Origin of the sequence: Acinetobacter sp. KB005, assembly GCF_049949095.1 — a bacterium.
GTDB classification, from domain to species: domain Bacteria; phylum Pseudomonadota; class Gammaproteobacteria; order Pseudomonadales; family Moraxellaceae; genus Acinetobacter; species Acinetobacter calcoaceticus.
This window is the reverse complement of the sequence record NZ_CP188191.1, coordinates 869,999-890,502: the sequence shown is the minus strand read 5'-3', so window position 1 is coordinate 890,502 and position 20,504 is coordinate 869,999. Positions and strand designations below refer to the sequence as shown.

The 20,504-nt window shown below is 40.9% G+C and carries 15 protein-coding genes, 2 tRNA genes, 3 rRNA genes and 1 pseudogene; 9 read left to right on the top strand and 12 right to left on the bottom strand.

Going from position 1 to position 20,504, the window contains the following annotated elements; translation table 11 throughout:
• The first annotated feature begins 93 nt into the window (after window positions 1-93).
• Complete coding sequence (locus tag ACPF64_RS04385) at window positions 94-714, top strand: TetR family transcriptional regulator C-terminal domain-containing protein (protein WP_003655809.1); 621 nt, start codon at window positions 94-96, stop codon at window positions 712-714.
• 36 nt (window positions 715-750) lie between these two features.
• Here the strand turns inward: ACPF64_RS04385 and ACPF64_RS04380 are convergent, their stop codons facing one another.
• Together ACPF64_RS04380 and ACPF64_RS04375 are read right to left on the bottom strand one after the other, a co-directional pair.
• A complete protein-coding gene (locus ACPF64_RS04380) occupies window positions 751-1,317 on the bottom strand; it encodes a hypothetical protein (RefSeq protein ID WP_004640319.1) in 567 nt (188 codons plus the stop codon).
• 81 nt (window positions 1,318-1,398) lie between these two features.
• Window positions 1,399-2,532, bottom strand: a complete 1,134-nt coding sequence (locus tag ACPF64_RS04375) for a TDT family transporter (RefSeq protein ID WP_426455661.1) — start codon at window positions 2,530-2,532, stop codon at window positions 1,399-1,401.
• A 208-nt stretch (window positions 2,533-2,740) separates the two neighbouring features.
• Between ACPF64_RS04375 and ribF the strand changes: the two genes are divergently transcribed.
• The 5 genes from ribF to ACPF64_RS04350 all read left to right on the top strand — a co-directional run bounded on the left by ribF (window position 2,741) and on the right by ACPF64_RS04350 (window position 8,327).
• On the top strand, window positions 2,741-3,742 hold the full coding sequence (gene ribF / locus ACPF64_RS04370) for a bifunctional riboflavin kinase/FAD synthetase (protein WP_056484194.1): 1,002 nt from the start codon (window positions 2,741-2,743) through the stop codon (window positions 3,740-3,742).
• Between the two features lie 61 nt (window positions 3,743-3,803).
• Window positions 3,804-6,641: an isoleucine--tRNA ligase gene (gene ileS / locus ACPF64_RS04365; RefSeq protein WP_426455660.1), complete on the top strand. Its 2,838-nt coding sequence runs from the start codon at window positions 3,804-3,806 to the stop codon at window positions 6,639-6,641.
• The gene (gene lspA, locus ACPF64_RS04360) at window positions 6,634-7,164 is read left to right on the top strand and encodes a signal peptidase II (protein ID WP_005037701.1); all 531 of its coding nucleotides are present in this window, start codon (window positions 6,634-6,636) and stop codon (window positions 7,162-7,164) included. Before ileS ends, lspA begins: the two co-directional genes overlap by 8 nt.
• Window position 7,165: 1 nt before the next feature.
• Window positions 7,166-7,648 carry an FKBP-type peptidyl-prolyl cis-trans isomerase gene (locus ACPF64_RS04355; protein ID WP_426455659.1) on the top strand — a complete coding sequence of 161 codons (483 nt, stop codon included), beginning with the start codon at window positions 7,166-7,168 and terminating at the stop codon, window positions 7,646-7,648.
• Window positions 7,649-7,784: 136 nt separating this feature from the next.
• Complete coding sequence (locus tag ACPF64_RS04350) at window positions 7,785-8,327, top strand: NAD(P)H-dependent oxidoreductase (RefSeq protein WP_347739405.1); 543 nt, start codon at window positions 7,785-7,787, stop codon at window positions 8,325-8,327.
• A gap of 46 nt (window positions 8,328-8,373) precedes the next feature.
• Here ACPF64_RS04350 and ACPF64_RS04345 read toward each other — a convergent pair whose 3' ends face one another.
• From ACPF64_RS04345 to ACPF64_RS04310, 8 genes are all read right to left on the bottom strand, one after another.
• The gene (locus tag ACPF64_RS04345; protein ID WP_198078012.1) at window positions 8,374-8,685 is read right to left on the bottom strand and encodes an ankyrin repeat domain-containing protein; all 312 of its coding nucleotides are present in this window, start codon (window positions 8,683-8,685) and stop codon (window positions 8,374-8,376) included.
• A gap of 181 nt (window positions 8,686-8,866) precedes the next feature.
• A 5S ribosomal RNA gene (rrf, locus tag ACPF64_RS04340) occupies window positions 8,867-8,981 on the bottom strand.
• 182 nt (window positions 8,982-9,163) lie between these two features.
• Window positions 9,164-12,057 (bottom strand): 23S ribosomal RNA (locus ACPF64_RS04335).
• Window positions 12,058-12,427: 370 nt separating this feature from the next.
• Window positions 12,428-12,503: transfer RNA gene (locus tag ACPF64_RS04330), tRNA-Ala, on the bottom strand.
• A 56-nt stretch (window positions 12,504-12,559) separates the two neighbouring features.
• Window positions 12,560-12,636 (bottom strand) — tRNA-Ile (locus tag ACPF64_RS04325).
• A 59-nt stretch (window positions 12,637-12,695) separates the two neighbouring features.
• Window positions 12,696-14,233, bottom strand: a 16S ribosomal RNA gene (locus ACPF64_RS04320).
• Together the 16S, 23S and 5S rRNA genes with 2 tRNA genes alongside form the textbook arrangement of a ribosomal RNA operon.
• A gap of 422 nt (window positions 14,234-14,655) precedes the next feature.
• On the bottom strand, window positions 14,656-15,207 hold the full coding sequence (locus tag ACPF64_RS04315; RefSeq protein ID WP_426455658.1) for a peptidylprolyl isomerase: 552 nt from the start codon (window positions 15,205-15,207) through the stop codon (window positions 14,656-14,658).
• 156 nt (window positions 15,208-15,363) lie between these two features.
• Complete coding sequence (locus ACPF64_RS04310; protein WP_215901184.1) at window positions 15,364-16,434, bottom strand: alpha/beta hydrolase; 1,071 nt, start codon at window positions 16,432-16,434, stop codon at window positions 15,364-15,366.
• A 211-nt stretch (window positions 16,435-16,645) separates the two neighbouring features.
• Here ACPF64_RS04310 and ACPF64_RS04305 point away from each other — a divergent pair, with 211 nt between their 5' ends.
• Window positions 16,646-17,050 carry a hypothetical protein gene (locus ACPF64_RS04305; protein ID WP_426455657.1) on the top strand — a complete coding sequence of 135 codons (405 nt, stop codon included), beginning with the start codon at window positions 16,646-16,648 and terminating at the stop codon, window positions 17,048-17,050.
• Window positions 17,051-17,216: 166 nt separating this feature from the next.
• Here the strand turns inward: ACPF64_RS04305 and ACPF64_RS04300 are convergent, their stop codons facing one another.
• Window positions 17,217-17,447, bottom strand: coding sequence for a hypothetical protein (locus ACPF64_RS04300; RefSeq protein WP_000733015.1), 231 nt, complete (start codon window positions 17,445-17,447; stop codon window positions 17,217-17,219).
• A gap of 392 nt (window positions 17,448-17,839) precedes the next feature.
• Window positions 17,840-18,706 (bottom strand): MBL fold metallo-hydrolase, encoded by an 867-nt coding sequence (locus ACPF64_RS04295; protein WP_426455656.1) that lies wholly within the window; start codon window positions 18,704-18,706, stop codon window positions 17,840-17,842.
• Window positions 18,707-18,813: 107 nt separating this feature from the next.
• Here ACPF64_RS04295 and ACPF64_RS04290 point away from each other — a divergent pair.
• A pseudogene (locus ACPF64_RS04290) lies at window positions 18,814-19,742 on the top strand (LysR family transcriptional regulator).
• Between the two features lie 128 nt (window positions 19,743-19,870).
• Window positions 19,871-20,425, top strand: coding sequence for a nucleotide exchange factor GrpE (gene grpE / locus ACPF64_RS04285; RefSeq protein ID WP_003656003.1), 555 nt, complete (start codon window positions 19,871-19,873; stop codon window positions 20,423-20,425).
• The last annotated feature ends 79 nt before the right edge of the window (window positions 20,426-20,504 follow it).

Here is a 20,504-nt window from a genome sequence, read left to right as displayed (position 1 = left end):
GCAAATAACTAGCCGTTTTTTGATTAAAAAAGCAAGACACCTGTGCACAAATCAAACAATTTCCCTTACAATGGGAATATTATTTTTTTAATTATGCAGCAGATGGAACAAAAAAAGAGTACCCAAAAGCGCAATCAGCTTCTTGCTGCCGCCCTTGACGTATTTTCGGTCTATGGGTTCACTGGCGCAAGTCTGGATGAAATTGCCCAACTCGCCGACATGCATAAGTCGAATATTTTCTATTACTACGAAAATAAAGAGTCTTTATATGTAGAAGTGCTCACAACTGTTTTACAAAAATGGTTGGCCCCCTTACAAACATTAGAATCTGAATTAGAACCAGCCGAAGCCCTATCTCACTATTTAATACAAAAAATCGAACTGTCTCGTAGCCAACCGAAAGCATCTAGATTGTTTGCATTAGAAATAATTCAAGGCGCTCCGCATATTTTACCTATTCTCAAAGGACCATTAAAAAAACTATTTAAGCGTAAAGCTAAAGTCATTCAGACTTGGCAAGAAGAAGGAAAGATTTCACCAGATATCGATCCAGAATTATTAATTTTAAACATTTGGGGCCTTACGCAAAACTATGCAGATTTTGCAACCCAAATGGAAATGGTGACTGGAAAAACTCTTCGTAACCGAAGCATGTTCCAACGCTCAATTGAGCACACAGTACACCTGATGCTCTACGGCGTATTGCCTCGTTAAAACAAAAAAAAGATCGGCAAAATTGCCGATCTTTTTTTAGAAATGATTTTGATAAAGGGCTAAAAGTTTTTGGGCACCTAATAATAAATTTTCTTCCCAATCCAGATGTGCAGTGTCATCTGCTCCATCAGTAATATACTTCACCGAAATCAAGCGAACTCCTAACTTATGGCAGACTTTGGCTAAAGCATAACCTTCCATATCCACCACATCGCAAGCTACCTTTGGCTGGCCTGTTTCAAATGAATCGCCAGTACCACAAATCCCCTTTGGCAAATCAGCAAAATGTGGTTGAAGGTGAATTTCAGCTGGCAAGTGATCATCTAACGGCGTTACACCTACTTCAAACCCTAACGGTGAAACATCCATATCACGTTGTACAAAAGTCTTCACCTCGACCAAATCATGTCGATTAAACGCAGAGCTTCCTGCTGTACCCAAATTAATTAAAGTTTTACACCCTGTTTTTTGAATAACCTCAAATGCTTTAAAAGCAGCATTAATCTTGCCAATACCACTGTAATGGACTTCAACACCTGCCTGTTCAAATAAACCTTTAGATTCATTAGGAAGTGCCATAATTAAAGCAATATCAGTGTTCATTCAAAAAGCTCAAATCAAAATTAAATAAAATTAGAAAATAAGTATAAATCAGGTGCAAAAGCTTTTTGCACCTTTTCATGATCACTGCATTTTTTGTTGTAAGGCGATTAAGCATGGAGAGAAGAACAGTTGACCACTATATGCTCCTGCTAGCGTTTTCTTCATTACAACGCCCCACATCGTCAATAATAGAATACTCAATGCCACAGCAACGTATTGTAAAAATACAATTTCAACCTGATGTCCTAAATTAAATAGCGCCAAAATAAATACGCCTAATGGAAAGGTTAACCCCCACCAACCTAAGTTGAATGGAATACCTGTCTTTGCATGACGAAGCGTTGTTAAGATTGCTAGACCAAGCCACCATAACCCGAAACCTAAAAGCACCAGACTGCCCACGATTCCTAAAGCTTGAAAGACATTCGCGAATTGGTCAAATCCTACATTTGGCGCCACTCTTTGTGCCTGTTGCCCTAGCAACAATAATCCTAAAGCACCTGTACCAATTGGGCCTAAAGAGAGCCAGCTAGAAATCGCGACTTCTTTTTCAGGTAATTGATGCAAAGCCATACGCAACATTAAAATTGTCAAAATAGCGAATGCCGGTAAAACAGAGATTCCCCAAAGCACATAACCAGCCAGTAATAAATGAAAGCTATGCAGATCTGCTGGTAAATGAGCTACTAACATCCCCGCAGAGCTTGCAGCCACCTCACATGCAACTACAGGTAAAAGCCAGATTGCAGTCATGGTGTGTAGTTGATGGTTCTGACGGCTAAACATGCAAAACGGCACAATCCACGCAATTGCTAGAGCTAAAAAGACATCGATGTACCATAAAGCTTGGGCAATATGGATTGCCACTTCACCGTAAAGCCCAATACCAAAGCTTAAGAAACCATTTAGTATAGTAGCTAACCCCATCGGAATAGCACCTAAAAACAAGCTCATATTTGGATGCTTAAATATTTGCTTCGCTTCATGAGGGAAAAGCAACCACCGTAATAAATAGAGACCTGAAAAAACACTAAATAGGACAATATTAAATTGCCATAACAAGGTTGCTAGCATGAATAAAAATGATTGAGCAAAAGGAAGCTGAATTAAAATCATACTTACCACACCAGTACCCATAGTCGCTGTAAACCAATTTGGGGTAAAATGTCGTATAACATCTTTGCTTTGATTTAATTGGTAAAAGGGTTTTTTCATCTTAATTCTCTAATCAAAGAGTGGATGAAAATATAGTAGAGTAAATAATTAATAAGAAAAATTGATTTATTTTTATTTAATTCATCAATATTTTAAATATAAAGAATATTCATATTGAAAAATAACTGAGTAAAAACACAACAACAAGACGAATCTGTGAGATTATGGCAATATATAGCCCTTGCAAAAATAGCCATATTTTAAGTTCATGAAACTGCTTCGTCTTAATGCGTTATCGCCCAATTTTCAGTTACCACCAACAGCGGTAACTATTGGTAATTTTGATGGTGTCCATTTAGGTCACCAAGCGATGATTGCTCAACTCAAAAAAATTGCTGCAGCACAAGGCTTAAAAACATTGGTCATGATTTTTGAGCCACAACCTCTTGAGTTCTTTCAAGGCTACGATGCTCCTCCTCGTATTAATTCATTACGGGAAAAAGTCGAATATCTAGCCGAACTTGGGGTAGATTACATTGCGGTTGCTAAATTTGATCAACACTTTCGTAGCATGAGTGCTACTGAATTTGCCGATTTATTAAAAGACAAATTAAACGCACAAGCTTTGGTTTTAGGTGATGATTTCCATTTCGGCAAAGACCGTCAAGGCAATAGCGAATTTTTAAAAGATTACGGATTTGGGGTCACCAACTTACATACCATTGAACTCGAAGGTGAACGTGTAAGTTCAACTCGTATTCGTCAGGTACTTCAGGCAGGAAATCTTGCCTTAGCCGCTAAATTATTAGGCCGTCCATACAGTATTACTGGACGTGTTCAATATGGCGACCAGATTGGACGAACTCTCGATTTCCCAACCATTAACGTTCGCCTCAACCGCCATAAGCCTTGTTTAAATGGCATTTATGGGGTTGAAGTCATTTGCGAAACAATGTCGTTAACTCAAAAAGTACTTCAGGACGCACCTGAAAAACCGGGAATTGCCGGATATCATGAAAACAGCCTATATGGCGCGGGTCATGTCGGTACACGTCCAGCCATTCAGCAAGAACATCCAGAGTGGAGATTAGAAGTACATTTCCCTGATGTTTCTGCTAATCTGTATGGCTTATTTATGCGGGTGACTTTTCTTCACTATCTTCATGGTGAATTGAACTACCCTTCGCTTGAAGCACTTAAGGCAGGAATTGATAATGACGTGCATCAGTTACGACAATATCGTAACGACACGACACAATTTCCTTTTTAATTCGAATTTTGATTGTAAAACATGTCGGCTCCCAAGCTGATTAAACTGGATGAAAACTTGCATGAGCGATAAGCAAACTCCTGAGAATGCAGTGGACTACAAAGCCACGCTAAACCTGCCGGATACTCAATTTGCAATGAAAGCAAATTTGGCAGTACGTGAAGTGAAATGGTTAGAAGAGTGGTATACCGACAACATTTATCAGCAGATTCGTGCATCGCGTATTGGCAAGAAAAAATATATTTTGCATGATGGCCCTCCATATGCGAACGGTACAATTCACTTAGGCCATGCGGTCAACAAAGTACTCAAAGATATTATTGTAAAAAGCCGTACTCTGTCAGGTTTCGATGCGCCTTATGTACCGGGCTGGGACTGTCATGGTTTGCCAATCGAACTAAAAGTTGAAGAAAAAGTAGGTAAAGTTGGCGAAAAAGTTGACGCGGCTACTTTTCGTAAACTTTGCCGTGAATACGCACTAAAACAAATTGATTTACAGCGTAATGACTTTAAACGTCTAGGTATTTTAGGTGACTGGGATAATCCTTATCTCACCATGAACTATAAACAAGAAGCTGATATCGTTCGTGCTTTAGGTTTAATTCAAAAAAATGGTCATATCCAGCCGGGCTTAAAGCCAGTGAACTGGTGTATGGACTGTGGTTCTGCGCTTGCTGAAGCTGAAGTTGAATACGAAGATAAAAAATCTGACGCAATTGATGTTGGTTTTGGTGTTGTCGATCTAAAAGACTTAAGTACTCGTTTAAATGTAGACGTTCAAGATCCAACTGATATCGTGATCTGGACCACTACACCATGGACATTGCCTGCGAACCAAGCCGTTGCTTTGCACGCCGAAATTGAATATCAATTGGTACAAGTGACTACTGAGCGTGGTAAGCAAAACTTCATTCTTGCTAAAGACCTTGTTGCTTCAGCAATTGAACGCTATAAACTTGAAAATCCAGTAGTTCTAGCGGACTTTACTGGTAACAAGCTTGAAAACCTTACACTACAACATCCTTTACTTACCGATCGTCAAGTTCCGGTGATTTTAGGTGAACACGTTATCGCAACAAGCGGTACAGGTGCAGTACATACAGCTCCTGGCCATGGTGCAGACGACTATAAAGTAGGTCTTCAATATAACCTTACAGTAGATAATCCAGTCGGTGGTAACGGTGTTTATTTACCAACTGCCCCTATCTATGCTGGTGAGCACATCTATAAAGCCAATCCAAAGATTATCGAAGCTTTGGGTGCTGTAGGCCGTTTATGGGCGCATCAACCAATCAAACACAGTTATCCGCACTGCTGGCGTCATAAAACCCCTATTATTTTCCGTGCAACCCCGCAATGGTTTATTAGCATGGATCAAAAGGGTTTACGTGAAGGTGCCATTAATGCAATTGAAAACGATATCGAGTTTGTACCGAACTGGGGTAAAAACCGTATCGAATCAATGATTGAAGGACGTCCAGATTGGTGTATCTCACGTCAACGTACTTGGGGTGTGCCAATTCCATTCTTCGTTCATAAAGATACGAACGAATTACACCCGCGTACACCTGAATTAATCGAAGAAGTTGCTAAACTTATCGAACAAGAAGGTATCGAAGCATGGTTCAAACGTGACGCGAAAGACTTCATTGGTGAAGATGCTGAACAATATAACGCTATTCGCGATACCCTCGATGTATGGTTCGATTCTGGTACAACGCATTACGCTGTACTTGAACAACGTGAAGAATTAGAAAGTCCTGCTGACTTATATTTAGAAGGTTCAGACCAGCACCGTGGTTGGTTCCAGTCTTCTTTATTAACTTCTATGGCTATTCACAATCGTGCACCATACAAAGCATTGTTAACACATGGCTTTACGGTTGATGAAAATGGTCGTAAGTTATCGAAATCTTTAGGCAACTATATTCCGCTTGAAGAAATCATCAAACAGCTTGGTGCTGATGGTTTACGCTTATATGTAGCTTCTAGCGACTATCGCTATGAAATCGCGGCATCAAAAGAAATCTTTAGCCGTGTAAGTGATAGCTACCGTCGTATTCGTAATACATTACGTTTCTTGCTTGCTAACTTAAATGGTTTCAAACCAAGCACAGATGCTTTGGCAGTAGATGACCTCATCGCTCTTGATCAATACATCTTGCAACGTGCAAATGAAGTACAACAAACGATTATCACTGCATATGAAGAAATGAACTTCCATGTCGTGTGTAGTGCGTTAACAAGCTTCTGTATTAATGACTTAGGTGGTTTCTACCTCGATATTATCAAAGATCGTCAGTACACCACTAAAGCAGATTCTCAGGCACGTCGTTCTGCACAAACAGCGCTTTACCATATTGTCCAAGCATTTATCCGTTGGATGAGCCCAATCTTAAGCTTTACCGCACAAGAAGCATGGCCACTCATTCCAGAACAAACTGAAAAGTATGTATTTACTTCAGAATGGTACGACTTGCCGGTTTCATCAAAAGCAAACTTGCTTTCTGAAGAAGATTGGCAAACATTGATTAGCGTAAAATCTGCAGTAAATAAACAGATTGAAGCAGCGCGTAACGCTAAACTTGTCGGCAGTAATCTTTCAGCCAAAGTTGAACTTTGGGCAAATGAATCATTACAAACAGTTTTAAACCAACTGGCTGATGAACTCCGTTTTGTTCTTATTACTTCAGAAGTAGTAGTACATCCATTTGCTGAACAAGGTGAAGCAACTGAAATGGAAGGCTTACGTGTACAAATATCTGCAGCTGAAGGTGAAAAATGTGCACGTTGCTGGCATGTCCTTCCAGATGTAAATACACATGCCGATCATCCTGGTTTATGTGGTCGTTGTATTGTGAACGTCACTGGTCGTGGCGAAGTGAGAAAATATGCCTAATTCACAAGCTAAAAAAGGCTTATTCCAGTTTTATCCACACAACCTAATTTGGCTTGGACTTTCTGTCCTTGCCATTGTGTTGGATCAATGGACAAAATGGATTGCAAGTACACATCTGAACTACGCGGATCCAGTACCTGTGCTTCCATTTTTAAACTGGACACTATTACATAACTATGGTGCAGCCTTTAGCTTTTTATCTGATGCAGGAGGATGGCAGCGCTATTTCTTCACATCTTTAGCAGGCTTAGTTTCAGTTCTTTTTGTATTTTGGTTGCTTCGTATGCCTAAAAAAATGGTGGTGCTACCTGTAGCCATCGCTTTAATTTTAGGTGGAGCATTAGGCAATTTAATTGACCGCATTACTTTAGGCTATGTGGTCGATTTTATTCATGTCTATTACCAAAATCATCACTTTCCAGCTTTTAATATTGCGGACAGTGCCATTACCCTAGGTACCATCTTGCTACTCATCGATACATTCTTCCTTGAGAAGCAACGTAACCAAAATTCGGATGCATAACATGACCGAAATTATTCAACCTAACGAAGAAATTCGTATTACAGACGGCTCTAAAGTTGATCTACATTTTTCAGTAGCTATTGAAAATGGCGTAGAAATCGATAATACACGTAACCGTGAAGAACCAGTTACTCTTACTATTGGCGATGGCAACCTTTTACCTGGTTTTGAAAAAGCATTATTTGGTTTACGTGCAGGCGACCGTCGTACAGTACATCTTCCGCCAGAAGATGCATTTGGCCCATGGAATCCAGAAAACATTCAAACTTTCGATACGGTTAAGTTTAAACAACGCCCTATTCCTGGCCATATGATTGAGTTTGAAGATAAGGCAAAAACAACCTTATTCGGCGTAGTGAAGTCGGTAAATGATGACATTACAGAAATTGATTTTAATCACCCGTTAGCTGGGAAAAATATTACCTTTGAAGTAGAAATATTCAAGGTAACTCCCGAAGGCCAACAGGGCATTAAGCTCATATAAATAAAAAGCCCTCTTAATGAGGGCTTTTTATTATTCAATTTTTTATTGATGACATAAGAATCCTTACAAATTCTATATTCTCTCCCACCTATATAATGAATTAACTTATAAAGATAAAAATTCTTAGGAAACATACATGCTGGTCTATATTATCGTAGGAAGTGTTCGTGAAGGACGTACAGCAATTAAAATTGCCAATTGGCTAGAAACCACAATTCCAACATTGGGTCTAAACGATTTCCAAACTGAAGTCGTCGATTTAAAAGAATGGGATTTACCTCTTTTTTCAGGCTCTCACCCACCCGCCACCGGAATTTATGATCAACCTAAACAACAAGAATGGGCAAACAAAATTGCTCAAGCAGATGCTTTTATCTTTATTAGCCCAGAATACAATCATGGTTACAGTCCAGCCTTAAAAAATGCTCTCGACTATGTTGGTAAAGAATGGAGCGATAAACCTGCTGCATTTATTGGATATGGTTCAACTAATGGCTCTCGCTCTATTAGCCAAATACGTCAAGTCACCTCAAGTTTAAGTATTGTTGACCCGAATGCTGTACTAGAGATTCGGGATATATTTAAACGTAATAAAGATGAAAAATTCGAAGCTAATGAATTTGAAGTAAAGGGACTTCAATCAATTGTTGAAAAACTACAGAAATATCATTTAGCTTAAAAACAAAAGGCCTCCAATTAAATAAAAGAGGCCTTTATTTATAGTTTCATAAACTCTTTAAGTAATTCACTATATCTATATTACTAGCCATTTCTGCAAGCTGTAGTGCTGTGTATTCACTCTTATAATCGACAAGAGCTCCCTTTTCGACTAATAGTTTAACCACCTCTAGATGATCATTCTCGGCAGCTGCTTGTAGAGCACTGTAACCTTCATCATCTGTCTGATTAGGATCTTGTCCTTCTAAAAGTAATTGCTCTACTTCATCTAGATCGCCTAAAGAAGCCCAATAGACCAATTCAGGGAGAGAGAGTTCTTCATCGTCTTCAGGTATTGAAGAGAAGGAATTAATTTTCACGTAAACACCTAAAAATAAGAAACTTCATCGTTATTATATTCATAGAACACGGCTAGTATACAAATCTGATTTTGAATCAGTATTTTTATTGCCCTATATTTCTCAACATTTTATGTGTGTATTTTAATTTAGTCATAAAAAAACACCCCCAACTGTTAAGTTGAGGGTGTTTTGAATAATGAGCTGGCGATGACTTACTCTCACATGGGAAACCCCACACTACCATCAGCGCTAAGAGGTTTCACTTCTGAGTTCGGGAAGGGATCAGGTGGTTCACTCTTGCTATGGTCGCCAGCACAACTGGTATGGATACTTGCATTGGTCTTATTGGCTGCCGATGCGTTTTCCAAATCTTTACAGATGGGCTGATTGAATCTTACTTTATTTTGTTCATTTTAGCTAAGCGTATAACTAAATCAAGTTGCTTTGCATATTAATGAATCGATTGATGCTTTATATACAACTGCTTGGGTGTTGTATAGTCAAGCCTCACGAGCAATTAGTATTGGTCAGCTTCACATATCACTATGCTTCCACATCCAACCTATCAACGTCCTAGTCTCGAACGGCTCTTTAGAGGACATAAAGTCCTAGGGAAATCTTATCTTGAGGTAGGCTTCCCGCTTAGATGCTTTCAGCGGTTATCCCTTCCGAACATAGCTACCCGGCGATGCGACTGGCGTCACAACCGGTACACCAGAGGTTCGTCCACTCTGGTCCTCTCGTACTAGGAGCAGATCCTCTCAAATTTCCAGCGCCCACGGTAGATAGGGACCGAACTGTCTCACGACGTTCTAAACCCAGCTCGCGTACCTCTTTAAATGGCGAACAGCCATACCCTTGGGACCTGCTTCAGCCCCAGGATGAGATGAGCCGACATCGAGGTGCCAAACACCGCCGTCGATATGAACTCTTGGGCGGTATCAGCCTGTTATCCCCAGAGTACCTTTTATCCGTTGAGCGATGGCCCTTCCATACAGAACCACCGGATCACTAAGACCTACTTTCGTACCTGCTCGACTTGTGGGTCTCGCAGTTAAGCGCGCTTTTGCCTTTATACTCTACGCGTGATTTCCGACCACGCTGAGCGCACCTTCGTACTCCTCCGTTACTCTTTAGGAGGAGACCGCCCCAGTCAAACTACCCACCAGACATGGTCCTCGCCCCGGATTACGGGGCAGAGTTAGAACCTCAACATTACCAGGGTGGTATTTCAAGGACGGCTCCATTGGAACTAGCGTTCCAACTTCAAAGCCTCCCACCTATCCTACACAAGTAAGGTCAAAGTTCAATGTCAAGCTGCAGTAAAGGTTCACGGGGTCTTTCCGTCTAGCCGCGGGTACACTGCATCTTCACAGCGATTTCGATTTCACTGAGCCTCTGCTGGAGACAGCGCCGCCATCATTATGCCATTCGTGCAGGTCGGAACTTACCCGACAAGGAATTTCGCTACCTTAGGACCGTTATAGTTACGGCCGCCGTTTACTGGGGCTTCGATCAAGAGCTTCGCTTACGCTAACCCCATCAATTAACCTTCCAGCACCGGGCAGGCATCACACCCTATACGTCCACTTTCGTGTTTGCAGAGTGCTATGTTTTTAATAAACAGTTGCAGCGGCCTGGTTTCTGTGGCTGTCATCAGCTCAGGAAGCAAGTTCCATCACCAACAACAGCGTACCTTCTCCCGAAGTTACGGTACCATTTTGCCTAGTTCCTTCAGCAGAGTTCTCTCAAGCGCCTTGGTCTACTCGACCTGACCACCTGTGTCGGTTTAGGGTACGATTCCTGTGTAACTGAAGCTTAGAGACTTTTCCTGGAAGCATGGTATCAGCCACTTCGCTGTACAAGTACAGCTTGCTATCAGATCTCAGCATAGAGCACCCCGGATTTGCCTAAGATGCATGCCTACTTCCTTTCACCTGGACAACCAACGCCAGGCTGACTTAACCTTCTCCGTCCTCTCATCGCATTACACAGAAGTATTGGAATATTAACCAATTTCCCATCGACTACGCCTTTCGGCCTCGCCTTAGGGGTCGACTCACCCAGCCCCGATTAACGTTGGACTGGAACCCTTGGTCTTTCGGCGAACGGGTTTTTCACCCGTTTTGTCGTTACTCACGTCAGCATTCGCACTTCTGATACCTCCAGCATACTTCTCAATACACCTTCATCGGCTTACAGAACGCTCCCCTACCACTTGACTTAAAAGTCAAATCCGCAGCTTCGGCACATAGTTTTAGCCCCGTTACATCTTCCGCGCAGGCCGACTCGACTAGTGAGCTATTACGCTTTCTTTAAAGGGTGGCTGCTTCTAAGCCAACCTCCTAGCTGTCTATGCCTTCCCACATCGTTTCCCACTTAACTATGATTTTGGGGCCTTAGCTGGCGGTCTGGATTGTTTTCCTCTTGACTACGGACGTTAGCACCCGCAGTCTGTCTCCCGGATAGTACTCATAGGTATTCGGAGTTTGCATCGGTTTGGTAAGTCGGGATGACCCCCTAGCCGAAACAGTGCTCTACCCCCTATGGTATTCGTCCGAGGCGCTACCTAAATAGCTTTCGGGGAGAACCAGCTATCACCAGGCTTGATTAGCCTTTCACCCCTATCCACAAGTCATCCCCTGGCTTTTCAACGACAGTGGGTTCGGTCCTCCAGTTAGTGTTACCCAACCTTCAACCTGCTCATGGATAGATCGCCTGGTTTCGGGTCTATACCCAGCAACTAAACGCCCTATTAAGACTCGATTTCTCTACGGCTCCCCTATACGGTTAACCTCGCTACTGAATATAAGTCGCTGACCCATTATACAAAAGGTACGCAGTCACCGAACAAGTCGGCTCCCACTGCTTGTATGCATGCGGTTTCAGGATCTATTTCACTCCCCTCACAGGGGTTCTTTTCGCCTTTCCCTCACGGTACTGGTTCACTATCGGTCAGTCAGGAGTATTTAGCCTTGGAGGATGGTCCCCCCATATTCAGACAAGGTTTCACGTGCCTCGCCCTACTCGTCATCATTATGTGTGCCCTTTCGTGTACGGGAATATCACCCTCTACGTTCGCACTTCCCAGAGCGTTCCACTAAAACACACATAACTTAATGGGCTGATCCCCGTTCGCTCGCCGCTACTAAGGGAATCTCAATTGATTTCTTTTCCTAAGGGTACTGAGATGTTTCACTTCCCCTCGTTCGCCTTGCAACACTATGTATTCATGTTGCAATACCTACCTTAAAGTAGGTGGGTTCCCCCATTCAGAAATCTCCGGATCAAAGGATATTTGCCGCCTCCCCGGAGCTTATCGCAGGCTATTACGTCTTTCATCGCCTCTGACTGCCAAGGCATCCACCACATGCACTTAATTACTTGACTATACAACCCCAAACAGTCGTTATTACCTACAAGGAGTAATAAGACATGATCAATGATTTCTCATCAATCTCTTACAGTTTGAAGTACTGTGTATTTAAACACTGTACAGCTTCAATCTAATTCATATACCAAAACGCTTGATTCAGTTAATTTGCTAGTTCTCAATTAATTCCAAGATCAGAATTACTTCCTCTCTTTTCATTATTGAGTGAACAATTTATTTCAGACTCAATTTTGCCAATCTGTTAATGAATAAACATGCCTTCGTCAGGTCATGCTTAATACCGTGATACTTAAATCACAGAAGTTAATAAACCAAGATCTAAATCTTTATTTACTAATTTCTGTAATCCGAACTTCTCTTAAGTTCTGGTGGAGACTAGGAGAGTCGAACTCCTGACCTCCTGCGTGCAAAGCAGGCGCTCTACCAACTAAGCTAAGTCCCCAGCTTACATCATCAGTTATGTATCTTCTTTTCTATAACTTCAACCAGTCAAAGTCATGGTGGGTCTGACAAGACTTGAACTTGTGACCCCACGCTTATCAAGCGTGTGCTCTAACCAACTGAGCTACAGACCCTCAGATACATCTATGAAGAACAACTTGTTGTGGATTCTTACCAATCGTCAATCTTTCGTTAAGGAGGTGATCCAGCCGCAGGTTCCCCTACGGCTACCTTGTTACGACTTCACCCCAGTCATCGGCCACACCGTGGTAAGCGTCCTCCTTGCGGTTAGACTACCTACTTCTGGTGCAACAAACTCCCATGGTGTGACGGGCGGTGTGTACAAGGCCCGGGAACGTATTCACCGCGGCATTCTGATCCGCGATTACTAGCGATTCCGACTTCATGGAGTCGAGTTGCAGACTCCAATCCGGACTACGATCGGCTTTTTGAGATTAGCATCCTATCGCTAGGTAGCAACCCTTTGTACCGACCATTGTAGCACGTGTGTAGCCCTGGCCGTAAGGGCCATGATGACTTGACGTCGTCCCCGCCTTCCTCCAGTTTGTCACTGGCAGTATCCTTAAAGTTCCCGACATTACTCGCTGGCAAATAAGGAAAAGGGTTGCGCTCGTTGCGGGACTTAACCCAACATCTCACGACACGAGCTGACGACAGCCATGCAGCACCTGTATGTAAGTTCCCGAAGGCACCAATCCATCTCTGGAAAGTTCTTACTATGTCAAGGCCAGGTAAGGTTCTTCGCGTTGCATCGAATTAAACCACATGCTCCACCGCTTGTGCGGGCCCCCGTCAATTCATTTGAGTTTTAGTCTTGCGACCGTACTCCCCAGGCGGTCTACTTATCGCGTTAGCTGCGCCACTAAAGCCTCAAAGGCCCCAACGGCTAGTAGACATCGTTTACGGCATGGACTACCAGGGTATCTAATCCTGTTTGCTCCCCATGCTTTCGCACCTCAGCGTCAGTGTTAGGCCAGATGGCTGCCTTCGCCATCGGTATTCCTCCAGATCTCTACGCATTTCACCGCTACACCTGGAATTCTACCATCCTCTCCCACACTCTAGCTAACCAGTATCGAATGCAATTCCCAAGTTAAGCTCGGGGATTTCACATTTGACTTAATTAGCCGCCTACGCGCGCTTTACGCCCAGTAAATCCGATTAACGCTTGCACCCTCTGTATTACCGCGGCTGCTGGCACAGAGTTAGCCGGTGCTTATTCTGCGAGTAACGTCCACTATCTGAAGGTATTAACTTCAGTAGCCTCCTCCTCGCTTAAAGTGCTTTACAACCATAAGGCCTTCTTCACACACGCGGCATGGCTGGATCAGGCTTGCGCCCATTGTCCAATATTCCCCACTGCTGCCTCCCGTAGGAGTCTGGGCCGTGTCTCAGTCCCAGTGTGGCGGATCATCCTCTCAGACCCGCTACAGATCGTCGCCTTGGTAGGCCTTTACCCCACCAACTAGCTAATCCGACTTAGGCTCATCTATTAGCGCAAGGTCCGAAGATCCCCTGCTTTCTCCCGTAGGACGTATGCGGTATTAGCATTCCTTTCGAAATGTTGTCCCCCACTAATAGGCAGATTCCTAAGCATTACTCACCCGTCCGCCGCTAAGTGATAGTGCAAGCACCATCACTCCGCTCGACTTGCATGTGTTAAGCCTGCCGCCAGCGTTCAATCTGAGCCATGATCAAACTCTTCAGTTAAAAATCATTTTGCACCTTATTAAAGACAAGGTGCCAATTCTGGCTCATCAATTTTCTGACTTAAATTTCGCTCAAATAAACTTCGAGTAATTTAAACCAATCAATCAATGATAATATTTCGATCAATCAATCAGTAAAAATCCACACAAGTTGTTCTTCATAATCTCTTAATGATCTTTCTGCTCTTCGTCAGAGACAGAATTCAACGCAATACTAAGCTTTTCATCTTAACCCTGTAAGCTAAGATATTCTCATGTATCGCGTCGGGATGAGTGCATTATAGGGGAAAAAAAATGGTACGCAAGCACTTTTCTAAATATATGTGTTTGATCGATTCTTTTTCACCCAATCAAAGTTAAAAAAAGCAAAAATATCAGTTTAAATTATTGATAATAAACAATAAATATTAAAATATTTTATTTTCATTCTTTTTTGATTTTCACCTCTATTATCTTAATAGGTTGTTTAGGAACGTTCTGATGCATTCCATCAGTGATTGTCGGTACTTTTACAATACGGTCAACCACATCCATTCCTTTAATCACTTTTCCGAAAACTGCATAACCAGCATTACCAGCAGAGCGATTTAGAAAACTATTATCTGCGACATTAATAAAGAACTGGCTAGTAGCAGAGTCAGGATTTGCGGTACGAGCCATCGCTAAGGTTCCACGTGTGTTAGCAATCCCATTTCCAGCTTCATTTTTGATTGGTGTTCGAGTGGGCTTTTCCTGCATATTTGCAGTAAGCCCACCACCCTGTACCATGAAACCAGGAATTACGCGATGGAATATCGTATCTTTATAAAAGTTCGACTTTATATAGCTTTTAAAATTCTTGACGCTGATTGGGGCTTTCTCATCATAAAGTTGTATTTCTATGTTGCCTAAATTTGTTTGCATTTCAACTAAAGTGTCAGCCCAGACTGAATGACTGCTTAAACCCAAACAACATAGCATTAATAATTTTTTCATATCTTCCTACAGTAAAATGCAAAACTTAATAAGGTTAAATTTAATCGTCTATATAAAAGAATTCTAGTGAGTATTTATTATCTTTTATTTAAAGCCTTATATTTTAGATTTGAGTATGAGTCCACGTTCCACGTGAAACATGGACCAAACTTTTATTTAGCTATTTTTATCCCAAAATTTTCTAAAGTTTTTACTGAACTCAATGGTGTTACGTTTGGCCTTTTTAGAAATAGGCGTCAGATTTATAAATCCATGCGTTTGATCTGAGTATTCTTCATAATGCATTTTGACGCCATTTTGGCGTAGCTTATAGCTATAAATTTTCCCTTCATCATGTAATACGTCATGCCCAGCAGTAATCACAAAAGCCGGTGGATTCTTCTTCAAGTTTCCATAGGTTGGAGAAATAATAGGATCATCTAATTCTACGTTATGCTGGGTTGCATAATATTGAGTGACATTATTGATATCTTTATCTGTCAAAACCAATCCTTCGTTATAGGCATAGAAGGATGGATGTCGACTCTTGAAATCGACTGCAGGGTAAATAAGAAGTTGGGCCTGTGGAGCATAAGGTTTATTTACTGATCTTTGAGCCACGACTGTACTAATGTTTCCACCTGCACTATCACCTGCTACCGCAATTCGACCTTTTAATATTTTTAATTGTCTACGATTTTGATATACCCAAGCCAAAGCATCTTCACAGGATTGGATTAAATGTTGAGGAGAAACCTCAGGCGCAAGAGGATAATCAATACTGAGTACTTGTACTTTTGCATATTTTGCCAATATACGACACGCCTCATCATGAGTATCTAATCCACCCACAACAAATCCCCCTCCGTGATAAAAAACAAGAAGAGGTAATTTTTTATTAGGTGCTGGATGATAGTGTCTAGCGAAAACGGTTCCACTTTGAAGAGGTAAACGAATATCTTCTACTGAATCAATCTCTGTTGGTTTCTGGCGTATAGCCAGCATTTGCGTATCAAACTGCCTTCTGGATTCAATTGGATCTGGACCAATAAAACCGATACGCCCCTGCTTAATTTGTACAGCCATCAGACATTTAGTAAATGAGTCCAAGTCAGGATATTGGTAAGAATACCCAAGAATTTTGGCAAGTGATTCTTGAGCTAATCGAGGTAACTTATCAAGAGCTCGAGCAGCGGGCCCTTGGCCCTTATCTAGCAATGTTTGAATTTTTTGATTAAATGCTGTCATGCCTATCTCCATGAATTCCTCTTATCCTTCATATTTTCTACAGAATTCTGTTGCTGTTTGACTATATTCGCATACAACTCATGTAATCAAGATACAAAGGTAAAAACTAAATTACGCTAATCTGATTTAAAGCAAATGTCATTAACAAATCTGTCGTTTCAAGCAGGAGTTTTTTGCCAATTATTGTTAACAGACAAAAAGAGGTAAGATTATGTCAACAAAACTAGTTGTTACTTTATTAGCAACCAGTCTCTTAACTGTAGGCTGTGTTGCTTATACGGATGACCCTTCTTATCGTGGTGGCTATGGTTACCATGATACTAATCGCTATGATCGCAATGATGGACGTCGATATAATGATTGGGAACGAAAACGCTGGGAAGAACGTCAAAGAATATATGAACAACAACGAAGAGTTGCTCGCGAACAAGATCGAAATCGTCATGAGTGGGATAAAAGACGCCATGACGAGGATAAGAAACACCGTGATGACGATAAAAGACGCCATGACGAGGATAAGAAACACCGTGATGACGATAAAAGACGCCACGAGTGGGATAAAAAACGGGTAGAAGATCGTGATCATAATCGTCGAGATTCTCGTCATGATGACTAAATTCTTTACTATATAAAAAGCCCCAATAAGCTACGTCTTTTGGGGCTTTTTTGAGAACTCTAAACTCTCTTAATTATAGAGTAATGAGTAGCAGCTCACTTCATACATAAATCGGCATCTTAAATATATGACTCTATAACCTTTTAACTCTTCTTATCGCTAAGAATTACTGAGCTGTTGCAGAACCTGAAACAGAACCAGAAGCACCAGCATCAACCTGACCTGGTTGTGCTTGACCAGAAACACCAGCATCTACACCTACACCTGCTTGTACGCCAGATGGGCTAGCACTTGTTTGAGCAGAACCTGATGCGTTTAAACCAGCTTCAGATGCACAACCAACAGCTGTAAAAGCAACACCAGCAAGTACTACAGAGATAAGACCTAATTTTTTCATAATCGCTTTCCTTTCATTACGACAAACACTTAAATGCAAAGATCATCTTTGCGCTGCCTATAATTCACAATTTTTTTTTCTGGCGTGCGTATCATTGGTTGTCTTTTGTAGTAATAGAAGTACAAATTGTGCAATTTTTTATTAAATTCTCTTCCCTACTCTTAGCTCTATCTTTTATATAAAAGTAGCAACTTAAGCTTTTGTTTAATTTTATCAATTTCTAATTTTTATCTTAATCTTTTTCTCTGCTCAAAAAAATTCTCTTTATAGAAACACTATATAAGGTGCGTAGAATGTTACAGAGGTTTTTTTGATTAAAAATTCCTTTTCGCATTAAAAAAGCCGGGTATAGACCACGGCTTCTCTAAAAAATTATTATATTCCGATTTAAATTACGGCCATTGCATCTCGCCTTTTACAACTTTTGCACCTAACTCTAAGCTATCCACACTTTTTAATGTTGGATATTGTTTTTGCATGAGCTGACTTAGCTCACTCGCATTTTTACTTACTTTAACGGCTTTCTCATAGCTCTTGAGATAGTCAATCGAAAAGTTAACCGCATCCAAACCTTGTGGAGCTCCCTCAACCATATGGGCAGGAACAACTGTCTGAGGTTGAAGTGCTTTAATGTTTTCTAGCGTTTGAATTACTTCATTACGGTCTTTAACTTTTGGTGTATCTGCCATCCATAAATGAATGCCTGAAGATACAGGAATACCACCTACTACTGCCTTAGAAGAAGGAATCCATAAATAAGTGAGTTCTTTCTTACCTTTAATCTCGATTGACTCATTCTCTAATTTTAAAGTTTTAGCAGTGTAAGCTTGAGGCACAATAATTTGGCTAGGCGAATTTGCACCCATTTGTGGACCCCAATACTTCACCTTGAGCGCTTGAGTATCTTGAATATGTTTAACAGTTTCCGGCGTTGCGATTATTTGTACATTTGGGAAGTATTGTTTAAATACGTCTAAACCAAAATAATAGTCTGGATCACCATAGCTTACGAAAATTGTTTTTAGCGTTTTACCGCTATCGATAATGTCGGCAGCAATACGTAATGCTTCAGATTTTGAGAATTGCGCATTGACCAATAGAACTTCTTTATCACTTTCAATTAAAGTAGACGTCACGCCAAAATGTTCGGGTTTAGCCAGAAAACTTTGGATTTTTAGATCTTGTGCAAAAGCTGAGGAAGCCATCGTTAAAGCAGTGGCAGTTGCTAGAGCTGAAGCTGTTAATTTAAAAAATTTCATTATGTATTCTCCAATTTCATGAGAAATACTTTAAATTGCAATTCCTGTAAGGTAAATGCACTAAATTAAGATAAACTGTTGCATATATTGTAACAATGATAATGCATATGGACACATTAAAAGCCATACAAGTCTTTGTTTCTATTGCTCAGCATGGCAATTTAACCAAAGCAGCAGAACATCTTAATTATTCCCGTGCCATGGTTTCTCGCTATCTTGAACACCTAGAGCATACATTCTCAACTCGCCTATTTCAGCGGAATACTCGAAAAATATCTCTCACTCCAGCAGGTGAAAAAGCTCTACTCTACTGCGAAAATATTTTACAACAACAACAACTTCTACAAGAGCTAGCAGCACCCGAACAACATAACGGTACGATTCGTTTTACTTGTGGTTTATTTTTATTTCAATTAGGTGTTGGGGAATGTATTCGTCAATTTAAAAAGCAACATCCACATATTCAATTTGATGTATATCTTACTGAAAATACAATTGACTTGATTGATGCACAAGTCGATTTAGCTTTGCGTATAACGCAAAAAGTTGCAGATGGATTAATTGCGAGACCAGTCTGCCAGATCGAATCGGTATTTTGTGCTCATCCAGACTATTTAAAACAGCACAGCCCCCTCTCTCACCCAAGACAACTTATTCAATACGAATGTTTAGCTCACCACAGCCAACATCAATACTGGACTCTTTTTGATGAAGAGCAACAACCACAGAATTATCCTTTAAACGTTACCTTTAAAAGTAATGATGTAAATGCTGTTTATGATATGTGCCTACATGCTCAGGGTGTAGCTATGTTGCCTTCGCTATTAGTTAAAAAAGATTTAAAAGAAAAACGACTAGTTCCTTTATTTAAAAACTTTTCAGCTCCAGAGCTAAGTCTGTCAGTGGTATATGCATCTAGGCAGCATTTACCCAAAATAACGCAGGAATTTATTGCTTTTATGATCGAAAATTTAGATTTTTACTTAAAACCGCAAAATTAAAAGCTTTAAATTGTCGTGCACGCTTGAATTTTTAGGCAGTGCCCATACTTCATACCTATTAATGAATTACAGCATATGCATGGCAGTTCAGGTTTTACACAGTAAATACTGATGCCAAAAAGGACTGTACATGTTTAAAAACCCATTTAAACGGAGATCATCAATGGCTAATGAGCAAAATGAGCAAGCTCAAGACATTCAACACGAGCAAGCAGAGCAATCTAATGAGCAAACTCAGGCTGAAGGTGGAGAGCAAGCAAACGACGTTACCGTTGAATCTTTACAAGCGCAAATCACTAAATTAGAAGAAAGCCTTAAACTTGAAAAAGCACGTACAGCGAATGCTGTTTACGAAGCACAAAAAAGTGTAGAGCGTATTCAACGTGAGTCTGAGAAGCATAAGGAAACTGTGCTTGAAAAATTTGCAAAAGAATTGCTGGATTCTGTAGACAATCTAGAGCGTGCAATTCAAGCAGCGGGTGATGAAGAAACTCCTGTACTTGAGGGTATTAAGTTAACCTTGAAGTCACTATTAACCACGCTGGAAAAATTTGGTGTTGTAGAAGCTGACACTCAAAATGGTTTCAACGCAGATTTACATCAAGCAGTGGGCATTGCCCCAGACGCTAAAGCGAATGAAATCGGTACCGTTTTACAAAAAGGCTATACCTTAAATGGTCGCTTATTGCGCCCTGCTATGGTTATGGTTGGTCAATAAATAAAAATTTGAGAGTTTTTAGATTTTTTTTCGCTAAAACGCTTGAAAAAAATAGATTCACTCTCATATCGGATAACAA

Coding starts and splice junctions, on each gene's coding strand:
- ACPF64_RS04305 (WP_426455657.1), top strand. CDS start 16,646: ATGTCAACAAAACTAGTTGTTACTTTATTAGCAACCAGTCTCTTAACT.
- ACPF64_RS04310 (WP_215901184.1), bottom strand. CDS start 16,434: ATGACAGCATTTAATCAAAAAATTCAAACATTGCTAGATAAGGGCCAA.
- ACPF64_RS04375 (WP_426455661.1), bottom strand. CDS start 2,532: ATGAAAAAACCCTTTTACCAATTAAATCAAAGCAAAGATGTTATACGA.
- ribF (WP_056484194.1), top strand. CDS start 2,741: ATGAAACTGCTTCGTCTTAATGCGTTATCGCCCAATTTTCAGTTACCA.
- ACPF64_RS04385 (WP_003655809.1), top strand. CDS start 94: ATGCAGCAGATGGAACAAAAAAAGAGTACCCAAAAGCGCAATCAGCTT.
- ACPF64_RS04315 (WP_426455658.1), bottom strand. CDS start 15,207: ATGAAAAAATTATTAATGCTATGTTGTTTGGGTTTAAGCAGTCATTCA.
- ACPF64_RS04355 (WP_426455659.1), top strand. CDS start 7,166: ATGACCGAAATTATTCAACCTAACGAAGAAATTCGTATTACAGACGGC.
- lspA (WP_005037701.1), top strand. CDS start 6,634: ATGCCTAATTCACAAGCTAAAAAAGGCTTATTCCAGTTTTATCCACAC.
- ileS (WP_426455660.1), top strand. CDS start 3,804: ATGAGCGATAAGCAAACTCCTGAGAATGCAGTGGACTACAAAGCCACG.
- grpE (WP_003656003.1), top strand. CDS start 19,871: ATGGCTAATGAGCAAAATGAGCAAGCTCAAGACATTCAACACGAGCAA.
- ACPF64_RS04380 (WP_004640319.1), bottom strand. CDS start 1,317: ATGAACACTGATATTGCTTTAATTATGGCACTTCCTAATGAATCTAAA.
- ACPF64_RS04350 (WP_347739405.1), top strand. CDS start 7,785: ATGCTGGTCTATATTATCGTAGGAAGTGTTCGTGAAGGACGTACAGCA.
- ACPF64_RS04300 (WP_000733015.1), bottom strand. CDS start 17,447: ATGAAAAAATTAGGTCTTATCTCTGTAGTACTTGCTGGTGTTGCTTTT.
- ACPF64_RS04295 (WP_426455656.1), bottom strand. CDS start 18,706: ATGAAATTTTTTAAATTAACAGCTTCAGCTCTAGCAACTGCCACTGCT.